Below are 18,171 nucleotides of genomic sequence, written 5' to 3'. Positions count from 1 at the left end.
GGGGATGAGCCGCCGGCACCCCACCCTCGCGGCGTGGCTCGACGCGGTCTACAGACAGACGCCTCCGGGGAGGTCGACGACGGACGTCCCACCGGCCCGGATGGTGACCGCGACGCTCGGCCACGAACCAGCCCGCACGGCATACGCGCCCGGGGGAAGGCTCAGGCGGTAGGTGCGTGCCGCTCGAGTGGCGGGAACGGTCACCGTGGCAGTGGTGCTGCCCTGCTGGGTCGCGACCACGACGAGCGTGGGGGTCAGGTTCATGTCGGGCCCCGGTCCGTAGCAGAGAGGTACCACCCCGGTGACGACCCCGGGCACCGTGGCTCCGACGGACGAGCCGGCACTCGTGGCCGCCCTCTCGACGACGACCCAGGCGGTGACTCCACCGATGGCGAGGCCCGCAACCGCAGCTGCAGCCGCCCACCGGCCAGCGCGTCGCTTCGCAATGCGTGTTGGCGGTCGTGCCTCGGTTTCCCGTGTCTCGTAGAGAAGCACCTCGGGCATGGGGCCAGCGTAGGTCGCGCAGGCGGACCAGGGTCACGTTCGATGCGAACGCGACCCCGCGCGATCCGTGGACTCGATTTACTTGACACATCAACCACTACCTGTCATATTAGTTGAAGCATCAACAAACAATCGACCTGGAGGTCACAGTGGCACGCATCAGCATCATCGGCACCGGCAACATGGGTCAGGCCATCGCGGGCGTCTTCGGCAAGGGCGGGCACTCCGTGCAGCTCCTCGGCCAGGCCGACGCCGCGTCCGCGGTCACCGGTGACATCGTCGTGCTGGCGGTCCCCTACGGCGCCGTCGCCTCGATCGTGGCAGAGCGTCGCGACAGCCTCGCCGGCAAGATCGTCGTCGACATCACCAACCCGGTGAACTTCGAGACGTTCGACTCGCTCGTCGTGCCCGCCGACGGCTCGGCCGCCGCCGAGATCACCAAGCTGCTGCCCGAGTCGAAGGTCGTCAAGGCCTTCAACACGACCTTCGCCGGCACCCTGGCGGCGGGTGTCGTCGGCCCGAACACCACGACCGTGCTCCTCGCGGGCGACGACGCCGACGCGAAGTCCGAGCTCACGGGGGCCATCGCGGCCGGTGGCCTCAAGGTGATCGACGCAGGCTCACTGGCCCGCGCCCGCGAGCTCGAGGCCCTGGGCTTCCTCCAGATCAGCCTCGCCGCCGGCGAGAAGATCTCGTGGACGGGCGGTTTCGGCGTCGTCGCCTGACCCCCTCTCGGCCCGACGGTCGGCCACCGGTTGCACAGACCGGCGGCCGGCCGTCGTCGTGTACAGCCCACCTCTCATGTGAATCATCCTGTGCTGCAAACGATCTCACTGCTTCCTTACAACCTCGCGCAACGGACATTCCGTCTCGATCGGCCTGTATGCCACCGAAGCGCGGCGGATCGGTCAGCCTGCTCGTGGGGGCCTCGGACGTCCAAGGAATGCACAAGGTGGTCGGCCGATCTTGTAGAGGCTCACGAAGGATAGGCACCTTGCCCGTCCGCAAAATGGCTCGCAGGAGGGGATCTGGATGCGACCAACTCGAACAACGTCCAAAGACAGGGCCGCCCGACGGCGGAGGATCCGTGGAACCATCGGCGCAACTGCCGCAGTGGGGTTGGCGTTCACGCCCATCCTGATGCTCGCCGGCTCGGCCTCCGCGGCCGTGCCCACGTTCCCGAACAACATCGCCGTGTTCCCCGACCGTGACTTCGTCTCGATCGAGGGCTACTCCGAGCACGCAGGAGAGACGGCCACCATCAAGGTCACCCGTCCGGGTGTCGGGGTCGTCGGCTCCGCGACCGGAGTCGTCTCCGGCACGGACGTCGCCTTCGAGGTCAACCACCCCGGCGGCGTCTGCTGGGGCAACGGGACCAACCTCAACGTCACGCCCGACATCATCGCGGGCGACAAGGTCTCGATCACCTTCGCCGACGGCTCGTCGGACGACACGACCACGTCGTCGGCGGCCGTCACCCACGACATGGTGCAGAGCGGGACCACGATCACCGTCGACGGGACCTTCAACGAGGACCCGACCAGCGCGCTCCCGGTCGTCAACCGCAACTTCCTCGAACAGAGGATCATCCAGCCCGACCTCGTGCCGATCATCGGCAAGCGCGACATCCGGGCCGTGCCCGGACCGCTGACCGCTGCCCCGCGGGGTGGCTACAGCTCGTCGCTGGAGTTCCCCTCGCTCGGCCACTTCAAGGCCACCTACGTCTTCGACACCCTCGAGGCCGCCAACGTCGCGGCCGCCGCCGACCTCGGCGAGCGGGCCATGAACTGGGAGGTCCAGGACGCCGACGGCAACCGCCAGGGCCTGACCATCGCCGAGTTCGGCGAGGCCGGCGGCCCGGGCATGGGCGGCTGCCCTGCCGGCCCCGCCGACCAGACCGCGCCAGCCGGATCAGCATCGGTGGTGCGCACGGGTGCCACGGCCCTCGTCAAGTGGACCCCGGTCACGGCCGTTCCGACGGCCGACCCGGTCACCGGCTACAGCGTCGAGGCCGTCACGGCTCCTGACCCGACGACCGGCGCACAGTCGACCGCCGGCGTTCGGCTCGGCGTCAGCGCCACGCAGACCACGCTCACCGGCCTCGACGCCACCCAGACGTACAGCTTCGAGGTGCGGTCGATGGCCGGTGCCAAGCTGAGTATCCCGTTCAAGATGGGCGCCGTCGACACTGTCGCCCCGACACTGTCGGTGACCCCCGCTGGTGGGACCACGACCACGCCGGTGCAGGCCGGCTCGGTCAGCGTCGTCAGCAACGGCCAGGTCTTCTTCACCAACGACGGCACTCCGGTGGTCTCGGGCAACCTGCCCTCCGACAGCGCGCAGCTGCTCACGGGCACGTCCATCCCGGTCACCGCACTGGTCACGCTGCACATCGTGGCGTTCGACCAGGTCGGCAACATCTCCTCGGTGTTCGAGGGGACCTTCACGCCGGTCACGGCCGTGGCGCCGCCGGTTCCCACCGGACTGACGGGAACGCCGACGCAGGGCTCGGTCGCCCTGACGTGGAACGCCGCACCTGCGGGTGCCACGGTGACCGGCTGGCAGGTGACCGCCTACAACGGCGCCGGCACCAAGCTGGCGACGCAGCCGCCGGTGACCACCGTCCCTCGCCAGACGATCGCGGGCCTCACGGCGGGCACGCCGTACCGGTTCACGGTCAAGGCCCTGAACGCGGGGGCGGCGAGTGCCGAGTCGGCTGCCTTCGCCGTGTCGACGCAGGTGGCCACCGACCGCATCACGATCTCGTCGGCCAAGTGGAAGGCGGGCGACTTCAAGATCGTGGGCACCGGTGACCAGGTCGGTGCGACGGTCAAGCTGTACCGCGTGAACGCCGACGGCTCGATCGGCGCGGAGATCGTCGGCTCGTCCGCCGCAGTCGTCGCCGCGGCTCCGCCCGGCATCGGCGACTGGACGGTCCGCATGCGGACCAACGTCCCGACGACGAACCCCGGCCGCATCATCGCCAAGTCCGACAGGGGCGGCACCACCGCACCCTTCACCGTCTCGAACGGCTGAGCCTCGCCCGCCGAGAGAGGATCCCACGGGCCCCCGCACAAGCGGGGGCCCGTGGCATGTCCGGATCGCCCTGATTCATCCGTGTTCTGAGACCCAATTCCGTTGGGGTACCACGGCATTCGCAATCGCGTCAGAAAACGGGTGCCCAAAAACTAGGGGTCACCCTTCGCTCCCATTCCGCCTCGGGACGACGCGAGCTCCCCCACCATGGCAACAAGGGGATCAGCAATGGGGGGATCAGCATGAACGAGGTAATCGGCGTACCTGTGGTGCGGTTGTGTGGGGGGCTCGTGGTGGGTCACGGGTCTGGCGCGTTGGGTCCGCGGGACCTGGGCGGCGCCAAGGCGCGGCACGTCTTGCTGGCGCTGCTGCTCGAGGGTGGCGACCCGGTCTCGAAGGGTCGGATCATCGAGTACCTGTGGGGGGACACGCCTCCGGCGGGAGCGTTGGGCACGTTGGAGGCGTACGTCAGCCTGCTGCGCAAGCGGCTGGCCGGGGCCCCCGGTGCGCCGGCGGGTGCAACGCCGATCGTGACGGTCCCGGGCGGGTACCGGTGGGACGTCGCGTCGGGCTCCGCCGGCCTGTCGGTGGACGTGATCGATTTCGCGCGGCTCGTGGGGCGGGCGCAGGAGCTGGCGGGCGAGCCGGCAATGGCGGTGGCGGTCTACGTGCAGGCGTTGGCGTTGGTGGCGCGGCCGTTGGTGCCGGACGAGGCGGACCTGCCGTGGCTGCAGGAGGCGGTGCAGGCGCACGAGGCGCGGGTGCTGCGGGCGTTGGCGGACGGGGCTCGGACGGCGTTGGAGGCCGGCGACCTGGCGCATGCGCAGGGATGGGCACGAGCGGCGATCGAGCGGGACCGGTTGCTCGAGTCGGCGTGGCTGGTGCTGCTGGAGACGTTGGAGCGTCGGGGTGAGCACGCGGACGCGGTCCGCGAGTACGAGACGTGTCGCACGGTGTTCGCGGCCGAGCTGGGGTGTGACCCCGGGCCGCGGCTGCGGGCGGTGTTCCGTCGGTTGCTGGCGGCCACCTCGGAGCAGGATGACCGGTTGCGTGACCTGGTGGCCGCGGTGGTGCGCCTGCACCACGTGCTGGACACCCCCTCGTCCCAGCGGCCGCCGGAGGCCGAGCGTGACGAGCGTGGGGAACGCGGCGGGCACCGTTCTGCGGCAGCCGAGCCCGGGGCCTTGCAGGAGGACTGCAGCCGTCTCATGGCCCTCATCCGCGCGGCCGACGCGCGAGCACGAGCTCTCGCCGGCCAGGCGGCAGCGATGGCCGTCACAGCCACCGGCTGACGACACGACCTCCGGAGGGGCCTGCCCGCGGCAGGCCCCTCCGGCGTCCCCCCGTCCTGTCCCCGGTCCTGCCCCCCGGTCCTGTCCCGGGGCCCAAACGGGTGGCGCGAGCAGGGCGGCTGCGGCGACGATCGTCACGTGCACGTCGACGTCAGGGTCAGTGGCGGGATCGCCCGGGGCACGACCGAGGCAGGCCTGACGGTCTTCCGCGGCATCCCGTACGCGTCCCTTCCCGTGCGCCTCGACACTCCCCGACTCGTGCAGCCGTGGTCCGGAGTGCGCGACTGCACGAGGTTCGGGCCGGCTCCGCCCCAGTCCGGCGCCTTCGGGATGGACGCGATGGGCACACTCGCCCATGACGACGAGTGGCTGACGGTCAACGTGTGGTCGGACGACGTGCGGGGCCGCTCTCCGGTGCTGGTGTGGATTCAGGGCGGGGCCTACGCGTTCGGCACCTCCGGCCTTCCCGAGTACGACGGCGCGACGCTCGCTCGGGGTGGCGTCGTCGTCGTGACCTTCAACTACCGCGTGGGCCTCGAGGGATTCGGCCACGTCGACGGCAGGCCCGACAACCGCGGCCTACTCGACCAGGTGGCCGCGCTCCAGTGGGTGAGGGGAAACATCGAACGGTTCGGCGGCGACCCCGAGCGCGTCACCGTCTTCGGCCAGTCGGCCGGCGGGGGCTCGGTGGCGGCGTTGCTCGCCATGCCGCGGGCCAAGGGCCTCTTCCACCAGGCGATCGCCCAGAGCGTCCCGGGCACCTTCTTCACGCCCGCGCTGGCGGCCGACATCACCGCCGCGTGCGCCGCGGAGCTCGACATCGAGCCGGGAGAGCTGGCCACGACCGACCCGCAGCTGCTGCCCCTCGCCGCGGATGCCGTCTCCGACGCCATGGCCGACGACGTCGAGAGGTATGCGCAACGGTGGGGCCGGGCCGCCCACGCGGCCGTCCTGTTCGCCCCCGTCGTCGACGGCGACGTGCTGCCGGCGACGCCGTGGGAGGGCCTCACCGGCGAGGTGCCCCTCCTCGTCGGGCACACGCGGGACGAGCAGCGCCTCCTCACCGCGATAACCGGTCGCGCCGGCACGATCACCCCGGCCGAGGCGGCACGGACGGCCGAGGTCTTCGCACCCGACCCGGCTCGCTACCACGCGACCTTTCCCGATCCGGAGCAGCTCTACGAGGTGGTGCGGTCCGACTGGCTCTTCCGTATGCCGTCGCTCCACCTCGCCGAGGCGCAGCTGGCTGCGGGGGGCGCGGCCTGGCTCTACGAGCTCACCTGGCCCGCCCCCGGCATGGGAGGCACCTTCGGTGCGTGCCACGGACTCGACGTCCCGCTCGTCTTCGGCAACCTGACCTCGGGACAGCCGGCCATGCTCATCGGCAACCCGACACCGGAGGCCTTGGCGGTCTCGCAGCAGATGCGCACGGCGTGGACGGACTTCGCTGTGCGCGGCGATCCGGGCTGGCCGGCATACGGCTCGGGCACAGCTCACCTCTTCGACGTGCTGCCGTCGGACGGGGCGTATCCCGAACAGCTGTCGCGCGACATCTGGCGCCGCCGTCCCGACGTGCTAGACCTGTGCCCGTGACCGCCGGGACCCGTGACGCTCGATGGCCGGCACCGAGAGAGGCTGCGCGATGATCGAGATCCTCCACCCCAGCCAGCTCCCCCGGGCCCGGGCCACCGGCGCCCTCGTCGCCGACATCCTCCAGACGATGCGCACGCGCGCCGAGGTGGGCACCAACCTCCTCGACATCGACCGGTGGGCGAGGTCGATGATCGACGAGGCCGGCGCCGAGTCCTGCTACGTCGACTACGCGCCGCCCTTCGGACGCGGGCCCTTCGGCCACCACATCTGCACGTCCGTCAACGACGCCGTGCTCCACGGGCTGCCCCACGACCGCACCCTGGCCGACGGCGACCTCCTCTCGCTCGACCTGGCCGTGTCGCTCGACGGGGTGGTGGCCGACTCGGCGATCAGCTTCGTCGTCGGCGACACGCGACCGTCCGACAGCGTCGCGCTCATCGAGACCACGGAGCGAGCGCTCGCTGCCGCGATCGAGGCGGTGCGTCCCGGGGCCCGCATCGGCGACGTGTCCCACGCCATCGGCACGGTGCTCGAGGCGGCCGGGTATGCCGTCAACACCCAGTTCGGCGGCCACGGCGTGGGGTCGACGATGCACCAGGACCCGCACGTGCCCAACAACGGTCGGCGCGGTCACGGCTACACGCTGCGCCCGGGCCTGCTGCTCGCCCTCGAGCCGTGGGTCATGGAGGACACCGACCAGCTCGTCACCGATGCCGACGGCTGGACGCTGCGCAGCGCGACCGGCTGCCGCACGGCGCACAGCGAGCACACGATCGCCGTCACCGCGGACGGCGCCGAGATCATGACGCTGCCGACGAGGTCCATCAGCGTCGCCCGCTGAGCCCGCTCGGGTCGCACGACGCGGGCTCTCACCTCRCTGGGGTGAGCGTCAGGGGCCGGCCCAGGACGTCCGCGAGCCGTGCGGTCTCGGCCGCGAGCCGCCGGTCGGCCGGTCGGTCGCCATTAGCTCCCCACGTCACGGAGACCACGTCGCGCGACGCCGACCACGTTCCGCCCACGACCCCGCCGACGACGACGAGGTTCGCCCCGCGCGTCACCGCGGTGCGCAGGGCCGCCGGCACGACGTGCTCGTCCTTGGTGCCGGGGCCCATGACCCACTGGTCGTGGCCCGGCAGGAGCCGCACCGCGTCGGTCGGTCGGGCCGCCATGAGGTCGTCGACCTGCTCGTCGAGGACGTACGCGTCCTCCCCCTCGACGTCGACGGCCACCAATCGCTCCCCGAGGGTTGCGATCCAGCGGTCGAGGCGCCGGCCGCCGGCGCTCAGTCCGCTGCCGAGCCAGTAGCGCACGTGCTCGACCGTCGCCGGGCCGTACGCCCGGACGTACGACTCGACGGCGTGCGGTCCCGCCTCGTCGAGCGGCCACACCCCAGCCCAGGCCGGGTTGGCGTCGAGTCGCTGGAAGGTGCTCTGACCGTCGAGTGTCGGCCCGAATCCCATGTCGCCCTGCCACGTCAGCGGCTTGACCAGGGTGCCGGCTCCCTCGTCGAACACGGGACGCAGGTGGCGGAACGCCTGCCGGCGCGTCACCGCTGCCCCGATGTCGCGGATGGTCTTGGGCCCGTTGGCGAGCGCCTCGCGCACCGCCGCTCGGAACACCGGCCAGTCGGCGGGCGTGAGCCGGTAGTAGTCCTGCCAGCTCGGCAGCTCCCACTGCCGTCCGGAGGCCCGGAGTGCGAGGTAGGCCCCGCCGTCGTCGGGCGCGAGGTAGTGCACCCCGCCGCGGAAGGCGTAGGCCGCGACGACCTCGCCCTCGGCCAGGGCTCGGGCCACGTCGCCCGGCCGGGCTCCCTGCCGCCGCAGCCCGACGGCCAGCTCGGCTGCGCCCTGGTGCTTGGCCGAGACCGCCCCGAGCCGACGGACGACACCCGTGACCGACGCGTCGCCGACGGGTTCGAGCAGGTGCTGGCCCATGCGCCACGCGAGTGCCTGGGCCCAGGTGATCGCCATGCTCGCAGGCTAACCGCGCACCCGGACGGTCTGCTGCCTGGTCACCCGGCCGGGCAGCAGGCAGCGGCGTCGGCTCCCTCGTCCACCGGCACGGCCTGGCCGCAACAGGCGCACGGCCCGCCTTCCGCCGGCGCGGCACCGAACGTCGGGCTGTCGGCGAGCACCGTGTAGACCTCCCAGCGTTCGCCGTCCGGAGTGCCCTCGACCCAGAACTTGTCCTGCTTGGCGTAGCAGCAGGTCGTGCCGCGCTCGTCGAGCGTGGCCAGACCCCGCTGCGCGAGACGGCTCTGCTCGGCGTCGACCGTGTCGACGTCGTCCACCTCCACACCGAGGTGGTTGAGGCTGCCGCCCTGCCCCTGCTGCTCGATCAGGACGAGCTTGAGGGGCGGCTGAGCGATGGAGAAGTTGGCGTAGCCCGGGCGCACCTTGGCCGGCTGCGCGTCGAAGAGGGTGGAGTAGAAGTCGATCGAGGCCTGCAGGTCGTCGACGTTGAGGGCCAGCTGGATGCGGTTCACGGTCACGGCTCCTAGACATTGATGGTTGTCGATGTGTCGCTGGTCCGAGGTTGCACCCACACATCGACATCTGTCAATATCGACGGGTGTCGAATTCTTCGATGTTGACCCTGACGCCCGTCGAGGCGGTCGCGTGCTGCTCCCCGCTGAGCCGCGAGCCGCTGAGCCACGAGGCTGCCGAGCAGATCGCCCCGATGCTGAAGGCGCTCGCCGACCCCGTACGCCTGCGGCTCCTCTCGCTCGTCGCCTCCCACGAGGGTGGCGAGGCGTGCGTGTGCGACCTGAACGACGCGTTCGAGCTGTCCCAGCCGACGATCAGCCACCACCTCAAGGTGCTGCACGATGCCGGCCTGCTCGACCGGGAGAAGCGCGGCGTGTGGGTCTACTACCGGTCCATCCCGACAGCGCTCGCGTCCCTGGCGACGCTCATCTCCGACTCCACGTCGTGAGGCTGCGCCAGAAGGCCGCGGCAGAGCTCATCGGCACGGCCTTCCTCGTCGCGACCGTCATCGGCTCCGGCGTGGCGGCGAGCCGGCTCTCCCCGGGCGACGTCGGCCTGCAGCTGCTCGAGAACTCACTCGCCACCGGCGCCGTCCTCGTGGCCCTGATCCTGGCGCTGCATCCGGTGTCGGCCTCGTTCAACCCGGTCGTCACGGTGCTCGAGCGGGTGCTGGGGACCATCTCCACCCGCACCGCCGCAACGCTCGTCGCGGCACAGGTCGCCGGCGGCCTCGTCGGCGCCGTGGTCGCCAACCTCATGTTCGACCTGCCTGCCGTTTCCGCCTCCCAGCACGTTCGCGCCGGCTCGGGACTGTGGCTCGGTGAGGTCGTCGCGACGCTGGGACTCGTGATCGTCGTCTTCGGCACGCTCAGAGGTGCGGACGCCAGCCGCGTCGCGTACGCCGTCGGTGGCTACATCGCCGCCGCCTACTGGTTCACCAGCTCGACGTCGTTCGCGAACCCGGCCGTCACCGTCGCCCGGACCGTCACCGACACCTTCGCCGGCATCGCGCCCGCCAGCGCGCCCGCCTTCGTCGTGGCCCAGCTGCTCGGCGGCGCGCTCGGACTCGGCGCCGTCGCCCTGCTCCACCCGGTACGCCGCCCAGACCTCCGACCAGACCTCCAGCCCGAAAGGCCGCACCCATGACCGGCACTTCCTCGACCGACCGGCCCACCGTCCTGTTCGTCTGCGTGCACAACGCGGGCCGGTCCCAGATGGCGGCCGGCTACCTCCAGCACCTCGCGGGCGACCGCATCCAGGTGCTGTCCGCCGGATCGGCGCCGGCCGACCAGGTCAACCCCGTCGCGGTCCGGGCCATGGCCGAGGAGGGCATCGACATCGCGGCCGAGGCGCCGAAGCTCCTCACGGACGCGGCCGTGCGCGAGGCCGACGTCGTGGTGACCATGGGCTGCGGCGACGCCTGCCCCTTCTACCCCGGCAAGCGCTACGAGGACTGGGTGCTCGACGACCCGGCCGGCCAGGACCTCGAGCACGTCAGGCCGATCCGCGACGAGATCCGCAGGCGCATCGAGGCGCTCGTCAGCGAGCTGGACCGCCGCTGACCCCGGGGACCGTCGCGTCGGGCGTCAGAGGTCCGTAGCCGCCGAGGTCCAGCCTTCGGCGCAGGGCGTCCGGTAGGGCCGTCGGTCGACCGGAGGGGTCGACGTGGACGGCCGTGTGCGAGCCGGTCACGGCCGTCAGTCCCTCGTTCACCACCCGCCAGGCCCAGGTGACCGACGTGCGACCGAGCTTCGTGACGACGAGCTCGACGGCATACGCGTCGCCGTGCACGAGCGGCCGCTCGAAGGAGGCGCTGACCGCGCGGCGGGGGAACGCCTCGACGGGCACACCCGCAGCCCGGTAGATCTCGTGCTCCGCGTTCTCGGCCCAGAGCAGGGCCGAGGCGTGGTGGAACCGACCTGACGCGTCGGTCTCGGAGAACCGCACGACACCCGTGGACCGGTGCGTCGTCATGCGCTCATCGGCGCGAGCTGTCTCAGGCCCAACATGTCCCGGGCCTCGCGCGGCGTGGCCAGCTCGTAACCGAGCTCGATGATGATGCGCACTGCGCGCTCGACCAGCTCGAGGTTCGTCGCCAACCGGCCCTTGGAGTAGTAGAGGTTGTCCTCCAAGCCGACCCTCATGTGCCCGCCGAGCAGCAGGCCGTGGGTGGTCGCTGGCAGCTGCGTCGGGCCGATGCCGGACACGCCCCAGACGGTTCCCTCGGGCAGGTGCTCGACGAGCATCTGCAGGATCTTGGGAGTGTAGGGCAGGGCGCCCTGAAAGGCGCGGTGGCCGCCGAGCACGATGTTGCAGTAGTACGGAGCACGGTCCAGGCCCTCGGCGGTCAGGGTGGTGAAGTCGGAGAGGATGTGGCCGAGGTTGAAAACCTCCCACTCCGGCTTGATCCCGCGCTTGGCCATTTGCTCGGCGAGCCACCGCGAACGCGCGGGTGTTGTAGTCACCAGGTGCTCGCGGCCTTCGAAGGTGGCGGTGATGGTGTGCGAGTCGAGGGTCGCCATCTCGCAGCCCACGCCCTCGATGCCCTTGATCCGCTCGTTCCAGTCGAGCTCCCACAGCTCGTCATAGAGGCGGATCGGCAGGTCTCCGTGGATGCCTCCCCCGGTCGAGTTGTTGATGACGATGTCGGTGCGCTCGCGGATCAGGCCGTTGATCTGCGAGTAGACGTCCGGGTCACACGTGGCCAGCCCGTCGGCCCGACGCGCGTGGACCGCGACGACGCTGGCCCCGGCCTCCCAGCACCGGGCGACGTCGTCGGCGATCTCCTGCGGGGTGACCGGCAGGTGGGGCGACTGGGCCTTGGTGGCCATGCCGCCTGTGGGCGCGACGGTGAGGATCACCTTGCGGGTCATCGGGCACCTTCCTTCGTGGGCTGAATCACCGGGAGCGGGGCGAGCTCGAGGTCGTGGAACGGCTCGTGCCCTCGCTGGTGGACGTCGACGGCGAGCAGGGCACCGGTCAGTGGGCAGGCCCAGCCGGTGACGGTCAGATCGGCATGCAGCGACCGGCCGGAAGCGGCGGGCAGGTCGAGCGCAAACGGGTGTGCGCCCTCGCGCCACCGGGTGGACCCCTGCGCCAGCACGGCGCCGTCGAGAGTCCGCGCCCCCCAGCCGCGCTCCGGGTCGTGGTCCGCGACGACGCGGTCACCGAGCCGGACCGTCCCGGCCGGCAACGTCTCCGGCACGGGTGCGGGGTCGAGCAGCGCCTCGACGGAGACGCCGAGGCGAGCGGCTCGACCCGTCCGGCGTACGCGTGTGGTGGCCTCGGCGTCATACGCGTCCCCCGACTCCTGCACGACGACGCCGTACGTCTCGCGCGCGCTCTCGATGGAAACGACGCCGTAGCGGACGTCCGCGAGCACGGCTGCGGGGTCGCGGTCGAGGGGGTCGCCCAGGCCCCCGCCGCCCTGCCACGTCACCTCGAAGAGGTCGGCCGGCGTGATCGGGAACGAGCCCGGCTTGGGCCCGAGCTCGGCCACCGGCTCACCCGCGGCGGTGAAGCGCTGGTGGATGAGGCCGCCCGGCAGACCTCCGCCGATGCCGGCCGAGTTGGGCACCTCGGCGCCGTGCGTCATGACGAGCGCCTCGGCCCGGGGCACCGACACGGTGATCCCGACCTCGGCACCGACGCCACCGCGACGCCGGCCGGCACCTCCGGTGTCGGCGGCGAGCCGCCGGTAGGAGTAGAAGAGCGGGTTCTTCTGCTCGTTGACCTCGACGTCGGCGATCGACGGGCAGGGTGCGTTGATCGGCCCGGCCGCGTTCTGGCCGTCGTGGTCGGCGAACGCCCCGAAGCCGCCGGCGAGCGGGTCCATGAGGTGCAGGCCGAAGACCTGTCCGTGCCGGTCTCGGCCCGACAGGTTGAAGGTCGCCATCGTGCCGCTGCTGACCGCCTGGGCCCGGTGGGCATAGGCCGGCGACGCCAGCAGCAGTCGGTTCAAGGCTGCGGAGACGACGTTGCTCACGGTCCAGACGGCTTCCACCGTGGCCGATCCGACCGGCGCTGGTGGCACGGCGGTGCAGACGAGACCGTCGGGCGCGGTGATCTCGACCGGTCGCAGCATCCCCTCGTTCCAAGGGATTCCGAAGCCGAGCGTCGGGATGACCGCGCCCGCGACACCACCGACGAGCCCGGCACGCGAGCAGTTGACGAAGCCGTGGGCCTGCGGTGACGAGCCGGAGAAGTCGAACGACAAGCTGTCGCCGCGCTTCGTGAGGACGCAGTCGATGACGTGTAGCACGTTCTCGTGCCCGTCGTGCTCGAGAAAGTCGCGCGTGTGCACGGCCCCGTCGGGCAGCTCACGAAGCCGCGCACGGACGAGCACCTCGGCGTCGTCGACCATCGCGTGCATGACCGACAGGACGGTCGCCCTGCCGTAGCGGTGCGACAGCTCGGTGAGCCGCTCGGCCGCGACGTTGAGGGTGGCGATGAACGCCCTGATGTCGAGGCCGACCTGGGCTGGCAGCCGCGAGGCGGTGAGGATCATCTCGAGCACGTCCTCGCGCAGCTCGCCGGCGTCGACGAGCTTCACCGCGGGGATGCGCAGCCCCTCCTGCCAGACCTCGGTGGCCTTCGGCGACCACGACGCGAAGTCCATCCCGCCGATGTCGGTCTCGTGGGCCATGACGCCGGCCCAGCCGAGCAGCTCGCCGTCGACCACGATCGGCGCGCACATCTGCACGTCGTTCTGGTGCAGCGCGCCGACGAAGGGGTCGTTTCCGATGATTCGGTCGCCGGCGCGCAGGGCCGTTCCCTTGGCGAGCAGGTGGCGGATCAGGGCGCCGACGGGCGGCGCCTCGAAGGTCACCTGGTGGCCCATCGTGACGAAGGCGCCATCCGGCAGGTAGATGCCGGTGAAGAAGTCGCTCGCCTCTGTGACGGTGGGACTGCCGCTGACCGACTGCAGCGCGAGCCGCATCTGGTCGGTGATCGCGACGAGGCGCGATCGCACGACCTGGCGAACGACGGGGTCGGTGCCGGCGCCCTCGGTGGACACCCGGGAGACGTCGATGGTCGTGGTCATCAGCTCACCTTCACGTGGATCAGACCGAGAGCGTCGGTGCTCGCGGTAGCGCCGGGCGGCACGACGACGACGCACCCGGGGAGGCAGATGAGGGCGGGCCCGGTGACCTGCTGGTCCGGTGCGGGACGGCGCGCCTCGAGGACGGCGGTGGCGTCGGGGCGGTCGGGGTCGTCGAAGACGACGGGCCGCGTGTCGACGTGGCGGAAGAGGTCGCCGGAGGCCTGCCCGGTCACCGGCGTTGCGGCGAGCGACGCGACGGACCGGACGGAGAGGATCTCGAAGCCGGCCTCCTTGAAGCCGGAACCCTGGCCCCACAGCTGCTCGTAGTCCTTCTCGAAGGTGCGGAGCAGGTCGACGACCGTGTCGCGGCCGACGGCGTCGCCGAGGTCGACGTCGAGGTGGTGAGCCTGCCCGAAGTAGCGGATCGACGCGGTGTGGGTGACGGCGCGACCGTCTGCTCCGGCGCTGCCGGGCAGCGCGGCCAGGGCACGCTCCTGCGTCTCGACGACGGCGGCGGCGACGACTCGGGCGTCCTCGTCGGTCACCCCGACCTGGGGCAGGAGCCGGCGGTATGCCGTGCGCGACGCCGTCGTCTGCAGGTCGGACGTGCCGGCGCCGAATGCGGAAGCTGCTGTCGCCGTGGGCGGCACGACGAAACCGGCGAGGCCGGTCTCGCGGCAGAGCGCCCAGGCGTGCGAGGGACCGCTGCCGCCGCCTGCCACGAGCGTGAACTCCCTCGGGTCGTGGCCTCGCTCGATGGTGACCGCTCGGAGCAGGTCGGCCATGGCGTTGTCGAAGACGACACGGATGGCACGCGCGGCCTCGACGGCGCTCAGCCCGAGCGGACGGCCCACTTTCTCTTCGATGGCGGCCGCCGCGGCGTCCCGGTCCAGCACGATGCCGCCGCTGCCGAACTGGGCGGGGTCGAGCACACCGAGCACGAGGTCGGCATCGGTGGTCGTGGGCTCGGTGCCGCCCTTGCCGTAGCAGACCGGCCCGGGCTCGGCGCCGGCGCTGCGCGGCCCGACGGAGAGGACGCCACCTTGGACCAAGGCGATCGAGCCGCCGCCGGCGCCGATCGAGGCGATGTCGATGCTCGGCACCCTCATGTCGGCGCCGCCGAACGTGATCTGGTCGGTCATGAGCGGGACGCCGTCGACGACGACCCCGACGTCGAAGCTTGTGCCGCCGACGTCGGTGGTGAGCACGTGGGTGGCCCCGAGCGCGGCGCCGAGCTTTTGCCCGGCGACGACGCACGAGGCGGGACCGGACAGCAGGTTCGACACGGGCCGCTCGGTCACGGTGCGGGCCGGCACGACCCCGCCGGCACTGGTCGTCATCATGATGGGAGCCGTCATGCCGAGCGCGGCGAGCTCGCTCTCCAGCCGTGTCAGGTAGCGCCCGGCGGTGCTGCCCAGGGCGGCGTTGGCGACGGTGGTCGAGGCGCGCGCGTACTCCCCGACCGACGGGGCGATCTCGTGCGAGAGGGAGATGAAGGCGTCCGGGAGCTCCTCCGTGAGGAGCGCGCCCACGGCGAGCTCGTGGGCGGGGTTCTCGGTGGCCCACAGCAGGCAGACGGCGACGGCCTCGACGCCGAGGTCGCGCAGACGCGATGCCGCGGCCCGTACCGAGTCCTCGTCGAGCGGTGTCCGCACGACGCCGTCGGCGTCGACGCGCTCGGCCACCTCGACGACGTGGGTACGCGGCACGAGCGGGGGTACCTGTCCACGCAGGTGGTAGTCGCCGAGCTCGAGTCCCTGGAGGCCTGCGGTCCCCCGGCGAAGGCGACCGATCTCGAGGACGTCGCCGAAGCCTGCGGTCGTGACGAGACCGGTGGGTGCGGTCCTTCCTGTGAGGAGGGCGTTGAGGCCGACCGTCGTGCCGTGGCCGAAGCGGGTGACCTGCGAGCACAGCTCTCGTACGTCGGTGCCGACCGTGTCGGCGGCGAGGTGGACGGCCCGGACGACGCCGGTGACGACGTCGGAGGTCGTGGGCGACTTGCACACCCAGGACTCCCCCTCGGGTGAGCGCAGCCACAGGTCGGTGAAGGTGCCGCCGACGTCGGTGCCGACGGTCCAGCCCTTCTCGGGAGGTGCGGTGGTGGTCATGTTGTGTCTTTCGGTCGCATGGCGGGGCCGACCCTGCGGCTCGTCGGCTGCAGGGCTGTTCGGTGAGCGAGGCGGGTGGGCGGCTACAGCCGGTCGGCCACCCAGTCGGCGATGTAGTTGGCCGGGACGGACTCGTTGTCGGCGCCGGCGTGCGAGGAGCCGCCCTCGGCGAGGGTGAAGACCTTGAGCTGCCGGTCGGGGCTGTGGACGGCGTTCTCGTACTGGGGAAGCGCGAGTTCCATGGGGATCTGACGGTCGTCCTGGCCGTGGGTCACGAGGAAGGGCACGGTGATCCGCTCGACGATGCCCTCGAGGCTCATCTGGGGGGCGAACGCCATGAACTCATCGAGGCTGTTCTTGCCGAAGACCCACTGCACGTGGTCCCAGTAGTGGGGCACGGGGTTCTCGCCCTCGCGCTGGAGCCGCCGCTGCTGCAGTTGCCCCCAGTCGTGGTTGGCGCCCCAGGTCGCGCAGAGCTTGAAGCGCTTCTCGTATGCCGTCGCGCGCGGCGCGTAGTAGCCGCCGAGGGAAACGCCGCTCATCCCGATGCGGGCCGGGTCGACGTCGCCGCGCGACTCGAGATGGTCGGCGGCGGCTCCGGCCCAGCGTTCGCTGTCGTGGACCGCCGGAAGGCCCCGCTCGCGCAGGGATGCGCCGGTGCCGGGCTGGTCGACACACAGCGTCGCGATGCCCCGTCGGGCGAGCTCGGCGGGCAGGCCGAGGCGGTAGAGCATCTCCTTCATCGAGTCGAGCCCGTTGCAGAAGACCATGACCGGCCAGCCTGTCTCGGGCCGCTCCCCCTCGGGCAGCCGGAGGACAGCGGGGAAGGACGCTCCCTCGTAAGGGATCTCGACGAGCTCGGCGCGCTCCCGGTTGTGCTGGATCGCGAGGGCGAACGTCTCCACCGACTTGCGGTACGCCTCCTGCCGGGGTGCGTAGTGGCGGCTCTGCATGCGCTCGGCGACGAGGTAGTACACCGACGCGCGGGCGTAGCGGGCCCCCGCGGAGAGCGGGTGGCCGTCGGCGAGGTCCTGCTCGGCCTGCGCGACGAGCCCGTCGGCGAAGTCGCACCAGGACTCGAAGAACTTCTCGGTGCCGGCGTCGTCGCCCTCGTCGGCGAGGTCGCGCAAGGGAGCACAGATCTGTTCGATCTCGCCGATCTGGCCGCCGCAGTTCATCGCGATGCTGACCGACAGGCTCCACACGTAGTTCGTCGGGAAGTAGCGGAACATGGTCACTGCCCCAGCCGGTCGGCCTGGCCGTTGCTGATGACAGCGCGGTTGAAGAGGCCCTGGTCGGCGACGATCGTCTGTCCGGTCATCGTCGTGTTGTGGCGAGAGGCGAGGTACGCGTAGAGCGGGGCGTACTCCTCCGGCGTCGGCAGCGTGGGCATGAGCGTGAGAGAGAGGAACTGGCGGGTGAAGTCCTCGACAGGGATGTCGGACTGCTTGTGGCCCTCGAGGCCGAGCGCGCGCGGGCCTTGGAGCTGGCTGTTCGCGATGCCCGACGGGGCGACGCCGTTGACCCGCACCTTCGGGGCGAACTCGAAGGCGAGCTGGTTGATCAACGACCGGACCGCCCCCTTCGCGGCGGTGTAGAACAGCCCTCCCCCGTCGGCGGCGTACGCGGCAGTCGAGGACGTGAAGACCATTGCGCCGCCGGTCTTCTCGAGGTCCTCGAGGAAGACTCGGGCCGAGTAGATGTAGCCGAGCACGTCGACGTGCATCACCTCGTCGAAGGTGCCCTGCACCTTGTCGATGGGGATGTCGCGCAGCGGGATGTTGCCGTCGAAGATCCCCTGCGCGCCGACGAGGGCGTCGATGCGGCCGAAGCGGTCGAGCACGGCCGTGCGTGCGGCCACGAGGTCGTCGACCCGGGTCACATCACCCTGCAGGAGCAGCACGTGTTCGCCGAACTCGGCCTTGAGGTCGACGAGCTTGGCCCCGGAGATCTCGAGGATCGCGAGCTGGGCGCCCTGCTCGCGGAAGTGGCGGGCGATGCCGAGGCCGAGGCCGGAGCCGCCGCCGGTGATGAGCACGACGTGGTCGTCGAGGAGGGTCATGAGATGACTTTCGTTCGGTCCGCGGGGAGCCGCGGACAGCGGTGGG

At 71.3% G+C, this 18,171-nt stretch carries 17 protein-coding genes; 8 read left to right on the top strand and 9 right to left on the bottom strand.

Going from position 1 to position 18,171, the window contains the following annotated elements; translation table 11 throughout:
- Positions 1–48 precede the first annotated feature (48 nt).
- A complete protein-coding gene (locus AB4091_RS01895; RefSeq protein WP_442290039.1) occupies positions 49–504 on the bottom strand; it encodes a hypothetical protein in 456 nt (151 codons plus the stop codon).
- Positions 505–653: 149 nt separating this feature from the next.
- Between AB4091_RS01895 and AB4091_RS01890 the strand changes: the two genes are divergently transcribed.
- The 5 genes from AB4091_RS01890 (at position 654) to map (ending at position 7,266) form a co-directional block, all read left to right on the top strand.
- The gene (locus AB4091_RS01890) at positions 654–1,229 is read left to right on the top strand and encodes an NADPH-dependent F420 reductase (RefSeq protein WP_442290038.1); all 576 of its coding nucleotides are present in this window, start codon (positions 654–656) and stop codon (positions 1,227–1,229) included.
- Between the two features lie 394 nt (positions 1,230–1,623).
- A complete protein-coding gene (locus tag AB4091_RS01885; protein WP_442290037.1) occupies positions 1,624–3,540 on the top strand; it encodes a fibronectin type III domain-containing protein in 1,917 nt (638 codons plus the stop codon).
- A 242-nt stretch (positions 3,541–3,782) separates the two neighbouring features.
- Positions 3,783–4,832, top strand: a complete 1,050-nt coding sequence (locus AB4091_RS01880; protein ID WP_442290036.1) for an AfsR/SARP family transcriptional regulator — start codon at positions 3,783–3,785, stop codon at positions 4,830–4,832.
- Between the two features lie 138 nt (positions 4,833–4,970).
- A complete protein-coding gene (locus AB4091_RS01875) occupies positions 4,971–6,425 on the top strand; it encodes a carboxylesterase/lipase family protein (protein WP_442290035.1) in 1,455 nt (484 codons plus the stop codon).
- A gap of 49 nt (positions 6,426–6,474) precedes the next feature.
- Positions 6,475–7,266, top strand: a complete 792-nt coding sequence (gene map, locus AB4091_RS01870) for a type I methionyl aminopeptidase (protein ID WP_442290034.1) — start codon at positions 6,475–6,477, stop codon at positions 7,264–7,266.
- Between the two features lie 28 nt (positions 7,267–7,294).
- Here the strand turns inward: map and AB4091_RS01865 are convergent, their stop codons facing one another.
- Positions 7,295–8,395, bottom strand: a complete 1,101-nt coding sequence (locus AB4091_RS01865) for a DNA glycosylase AlkZ-like family protein (RefSeq protein WP_442290033.1) — start codon at positions 8,393–8,395, stop codon at positions 7,295–7,297.
- Positions 8,396–8,436: 41 nt separating this feature from the next.
- Positions 8,437–8,910: an ArsI/CadI family heavy metal resistance metalloenzyme gene (locus AB4091_RS01860; RefSeq protein ID WP_442290032.1), complete on the bottom strand. Its 474-nt coding sequence runs from the start codon at positions 8,908–8,910 to the stop codon at positions 8,437–8,439.
- Positions 8,911–9,011: 101 nt separating this feature from the next.
- Between AB4091_RS01860 and AB4091_RS01855 the strand changes: the two genes are divergently transcribed.
- Genes AB4091_RS01855 through AB4091_RS01845 form a run of 3 tightly spaced genes read left to right on the top strand, consistent with a single transcriptional unit; the run spans position 9,012 to position 10,473 of the window.
- On the top strand, positions 9,012–9,359 hold the full coding sequence (locus tag AB4091_RS01855; protein WP_442290031.1) for a metalloregulator ArsR/SmtB family transcription factor: 348 nt from the start codon (positions 9,012–9,014) through the stop codon (positions 9,357–9,359).
- A complete protein-coding gene (locus AB4091_RS01850; RefSeq protein WP_442290030.1) occupies positions 9,356–10,057 on the top strand; it encodes an aquaporin in 702 nt (233 codons plus the stop codon). The genes AB4091_RS01855 and AB4091_RS01850 overlap by 4 nt, the downstream gene beginning before the upstream one ends.
- On the top strand, positions 10,054–10,473 hold the full coding sequence (locus tag AB4091_RS01845; protein ID WP_442290029.1) for an arsenate reductase ArsC: 420 nt from the start codon (positions 10,054–10,056) through the stop codon (positions 10,471–10,473). Before AB4091_RS01850 ends, AB4091_RS01845 begins: the two co-directional genes overlap by 4 nt.
- Here the strand turns inward: AB4091_RS01845 and AB4091_RS01840 are convergent.
- The 6 genes from AB4091_RS01840 to AB4091_RS01815 all read right to left on the bottom strand — a co-directional run bounded on the left by AB4091_RS01840 (position 10,451) and on the right by AB4091_RS01815 (position 18,125).
- Positions 10,451–10,885, bottom strand: coding sequence for an acyl-CoA thioesterase (locus AB4091_RS01840; protein ID WP_442290028.1), 435 nt, complete (start codon positions 10,883–10,885; stop codon positions 10,451–10,453). The genes AB4091_RS01845 and AB4091_RS01840 overlap by 23 nt on opposite strands.
- Positions 10,882–11,784, bottom strand: a complete 903-nt coding sequence (locus AB4091_RS01835; protein WP_442290027.1) for a 3-keto-5-aminohexanoate cleavage protein — start codon at positions 11,782–11,784, stop codon at positions 10,882–10,884. The genes AB4091_RS01840 and AB4091_RS01835 overlap by 4 nt, the downstream gene beginning before the upstream one ends.
- Positions 11,781–13,955 (bottom strand): hydantoinase B/oxoprolinase family protein, encoded by a 2,175-nt coding sequence (locus AB4091_RS01830; protein WP_442290026.1) that lies wholly within the window; start codon positions 13,953–13,955, stop codon positions 11,781–11,783. Before AB4091_RS01830 ends, AB4091_RS01835 begins: the two co-directional genes overlap by 4 nt.
- Positions 13,955–16,063, bottom strand: a complete 2,109-nt coding sequence (locus AB4091_RS01825) for a hydantoinase/oxoprolinase family protein (protein ID WP_442290025.1) — start codon at positions 16,061–16,063, stop codon at positions 13,955–13,957. The genes AB4091_RS01830 and AB4091_RS01825 overlap by 1 nt, the downstream gene beginning before the upstream one ends.
- An 83-nt stretch (positions 16,064–16,146) precedes the next feature.
- Positions 16,147–17,295, bottom strand: coding sequence for an alpha/beta hydrolase family protein (locus tag AB4091_RS01820; RefSeq protein ID WP_442290024.1), 1,149 nt, complete (start codon positions 17,293–17,295; stop codon positions 16,147–16,149).
- A 2-nt stretch (positions 17,296–17,297) separates the two neighbouring features.
- Positions 17,298–18,125, bottom strand: a complete 828-nt coding sequence (locus AB4091_RS01815) for an SDR family oxidoreductase (RefSeq protein ID WP_442290023.1) — start codon at positions 18,123–18,125, stop codon at positions 17,298–17,300.
- Positions 18,126–18,171 lie beyond the last annotated feature (46 nt).

Source organism: Terrabacter sp. 2RAF25, assembly GCF_052115265.1.
Taxonomy (GTDB): Bacteria; Actinomycetota; Actinomycetes; order Actinomycetales; family Dermatophilaceae; genus Terrabacter.
Note: the sequence above shows the minus strand (reverse complement) of the source record. Positions and strands in the feature narration are given on the sequence as shown.

Bases quoted from the DNA above. Each gene is read 5' to 3' on its own strand.
- AB4091_RS01820 (WP_442290024.1), bottom strand. From the start codon at position 17,295: ATGTTCCGCTACTTCCCGACGAACTACGTGTGGAGCCTGTCGGTCAGC.
- AB4091_RS01825 (WP_442290025.1), bottom strand. From the start codon at position 16,063: ATGACCACCACCGCACCTCCCGAGAAGGGCTGGACCGTCGGCACCGAC.
- AB4091_RS01835 (WP_442290027.1), bottom strand. From the start codon at position 11,784: ATGACCCGCAAGGTGATCCTCACCGTCGCGCCCACAGGCGGCATGGCC.
- AB4091_RS01840 (WP_442290028.1), bottom strand. From the start codon at position 10,885: ATGACGACGCACCGGTCCACGGGTGTCGTGCGGTTCTCCGAGACCGAC.
- AB4091_RS01845 (WP_442290029.1), top strand. From the start codon at position 10,054: ATGACCGGCACTTCCTCGACCGACCGGCCCACCGTCCTGTTCGTCTGC.
- AB4091_RS01895 (WP_442290039.1), bottom strand. From the start codon at position 504: ATGCCCGAGGTGCTTCTCTACGAGACACGGGAAACCGAGGCACGACCG.
- AB4091_RS01855 (WP_442290031.1), top strand. From the start codon at position 9,012: ATGTTGACCCTGACGCCCGTCGAGGCGGTCGCGTGCTGCTCCCCGCTG.
- AB4091_RS01815 (WP_442290023.1), bottom strand. From the start codon at position 18,125: ATGACCCTCCTCGACGACCACGTCGTGCTCATCACCGGCGGCGGCTCC.
- map (WP_442290034.1), top strand. From the start codon at position 6,475: ATGATCGAGATCCTCCACCCCAGCCAGCTCCCCCGGGCCCGGGCCACC.
- AB4091_RS01880 (WP_442290036.1), top strand. From the start codon at position 3,783: ATGAACGAGGTAATCGGCGTACCTGTGGTGCGGTTGTGTGGGGGGCTC.
- AB4091_RS01830 (WP_442290026.1), bottom strand. From the start codon at position 13,955: ATGACCACGACCATCGACGTCTCCCGGGTGTCCACCGAGGGCGCCGGC.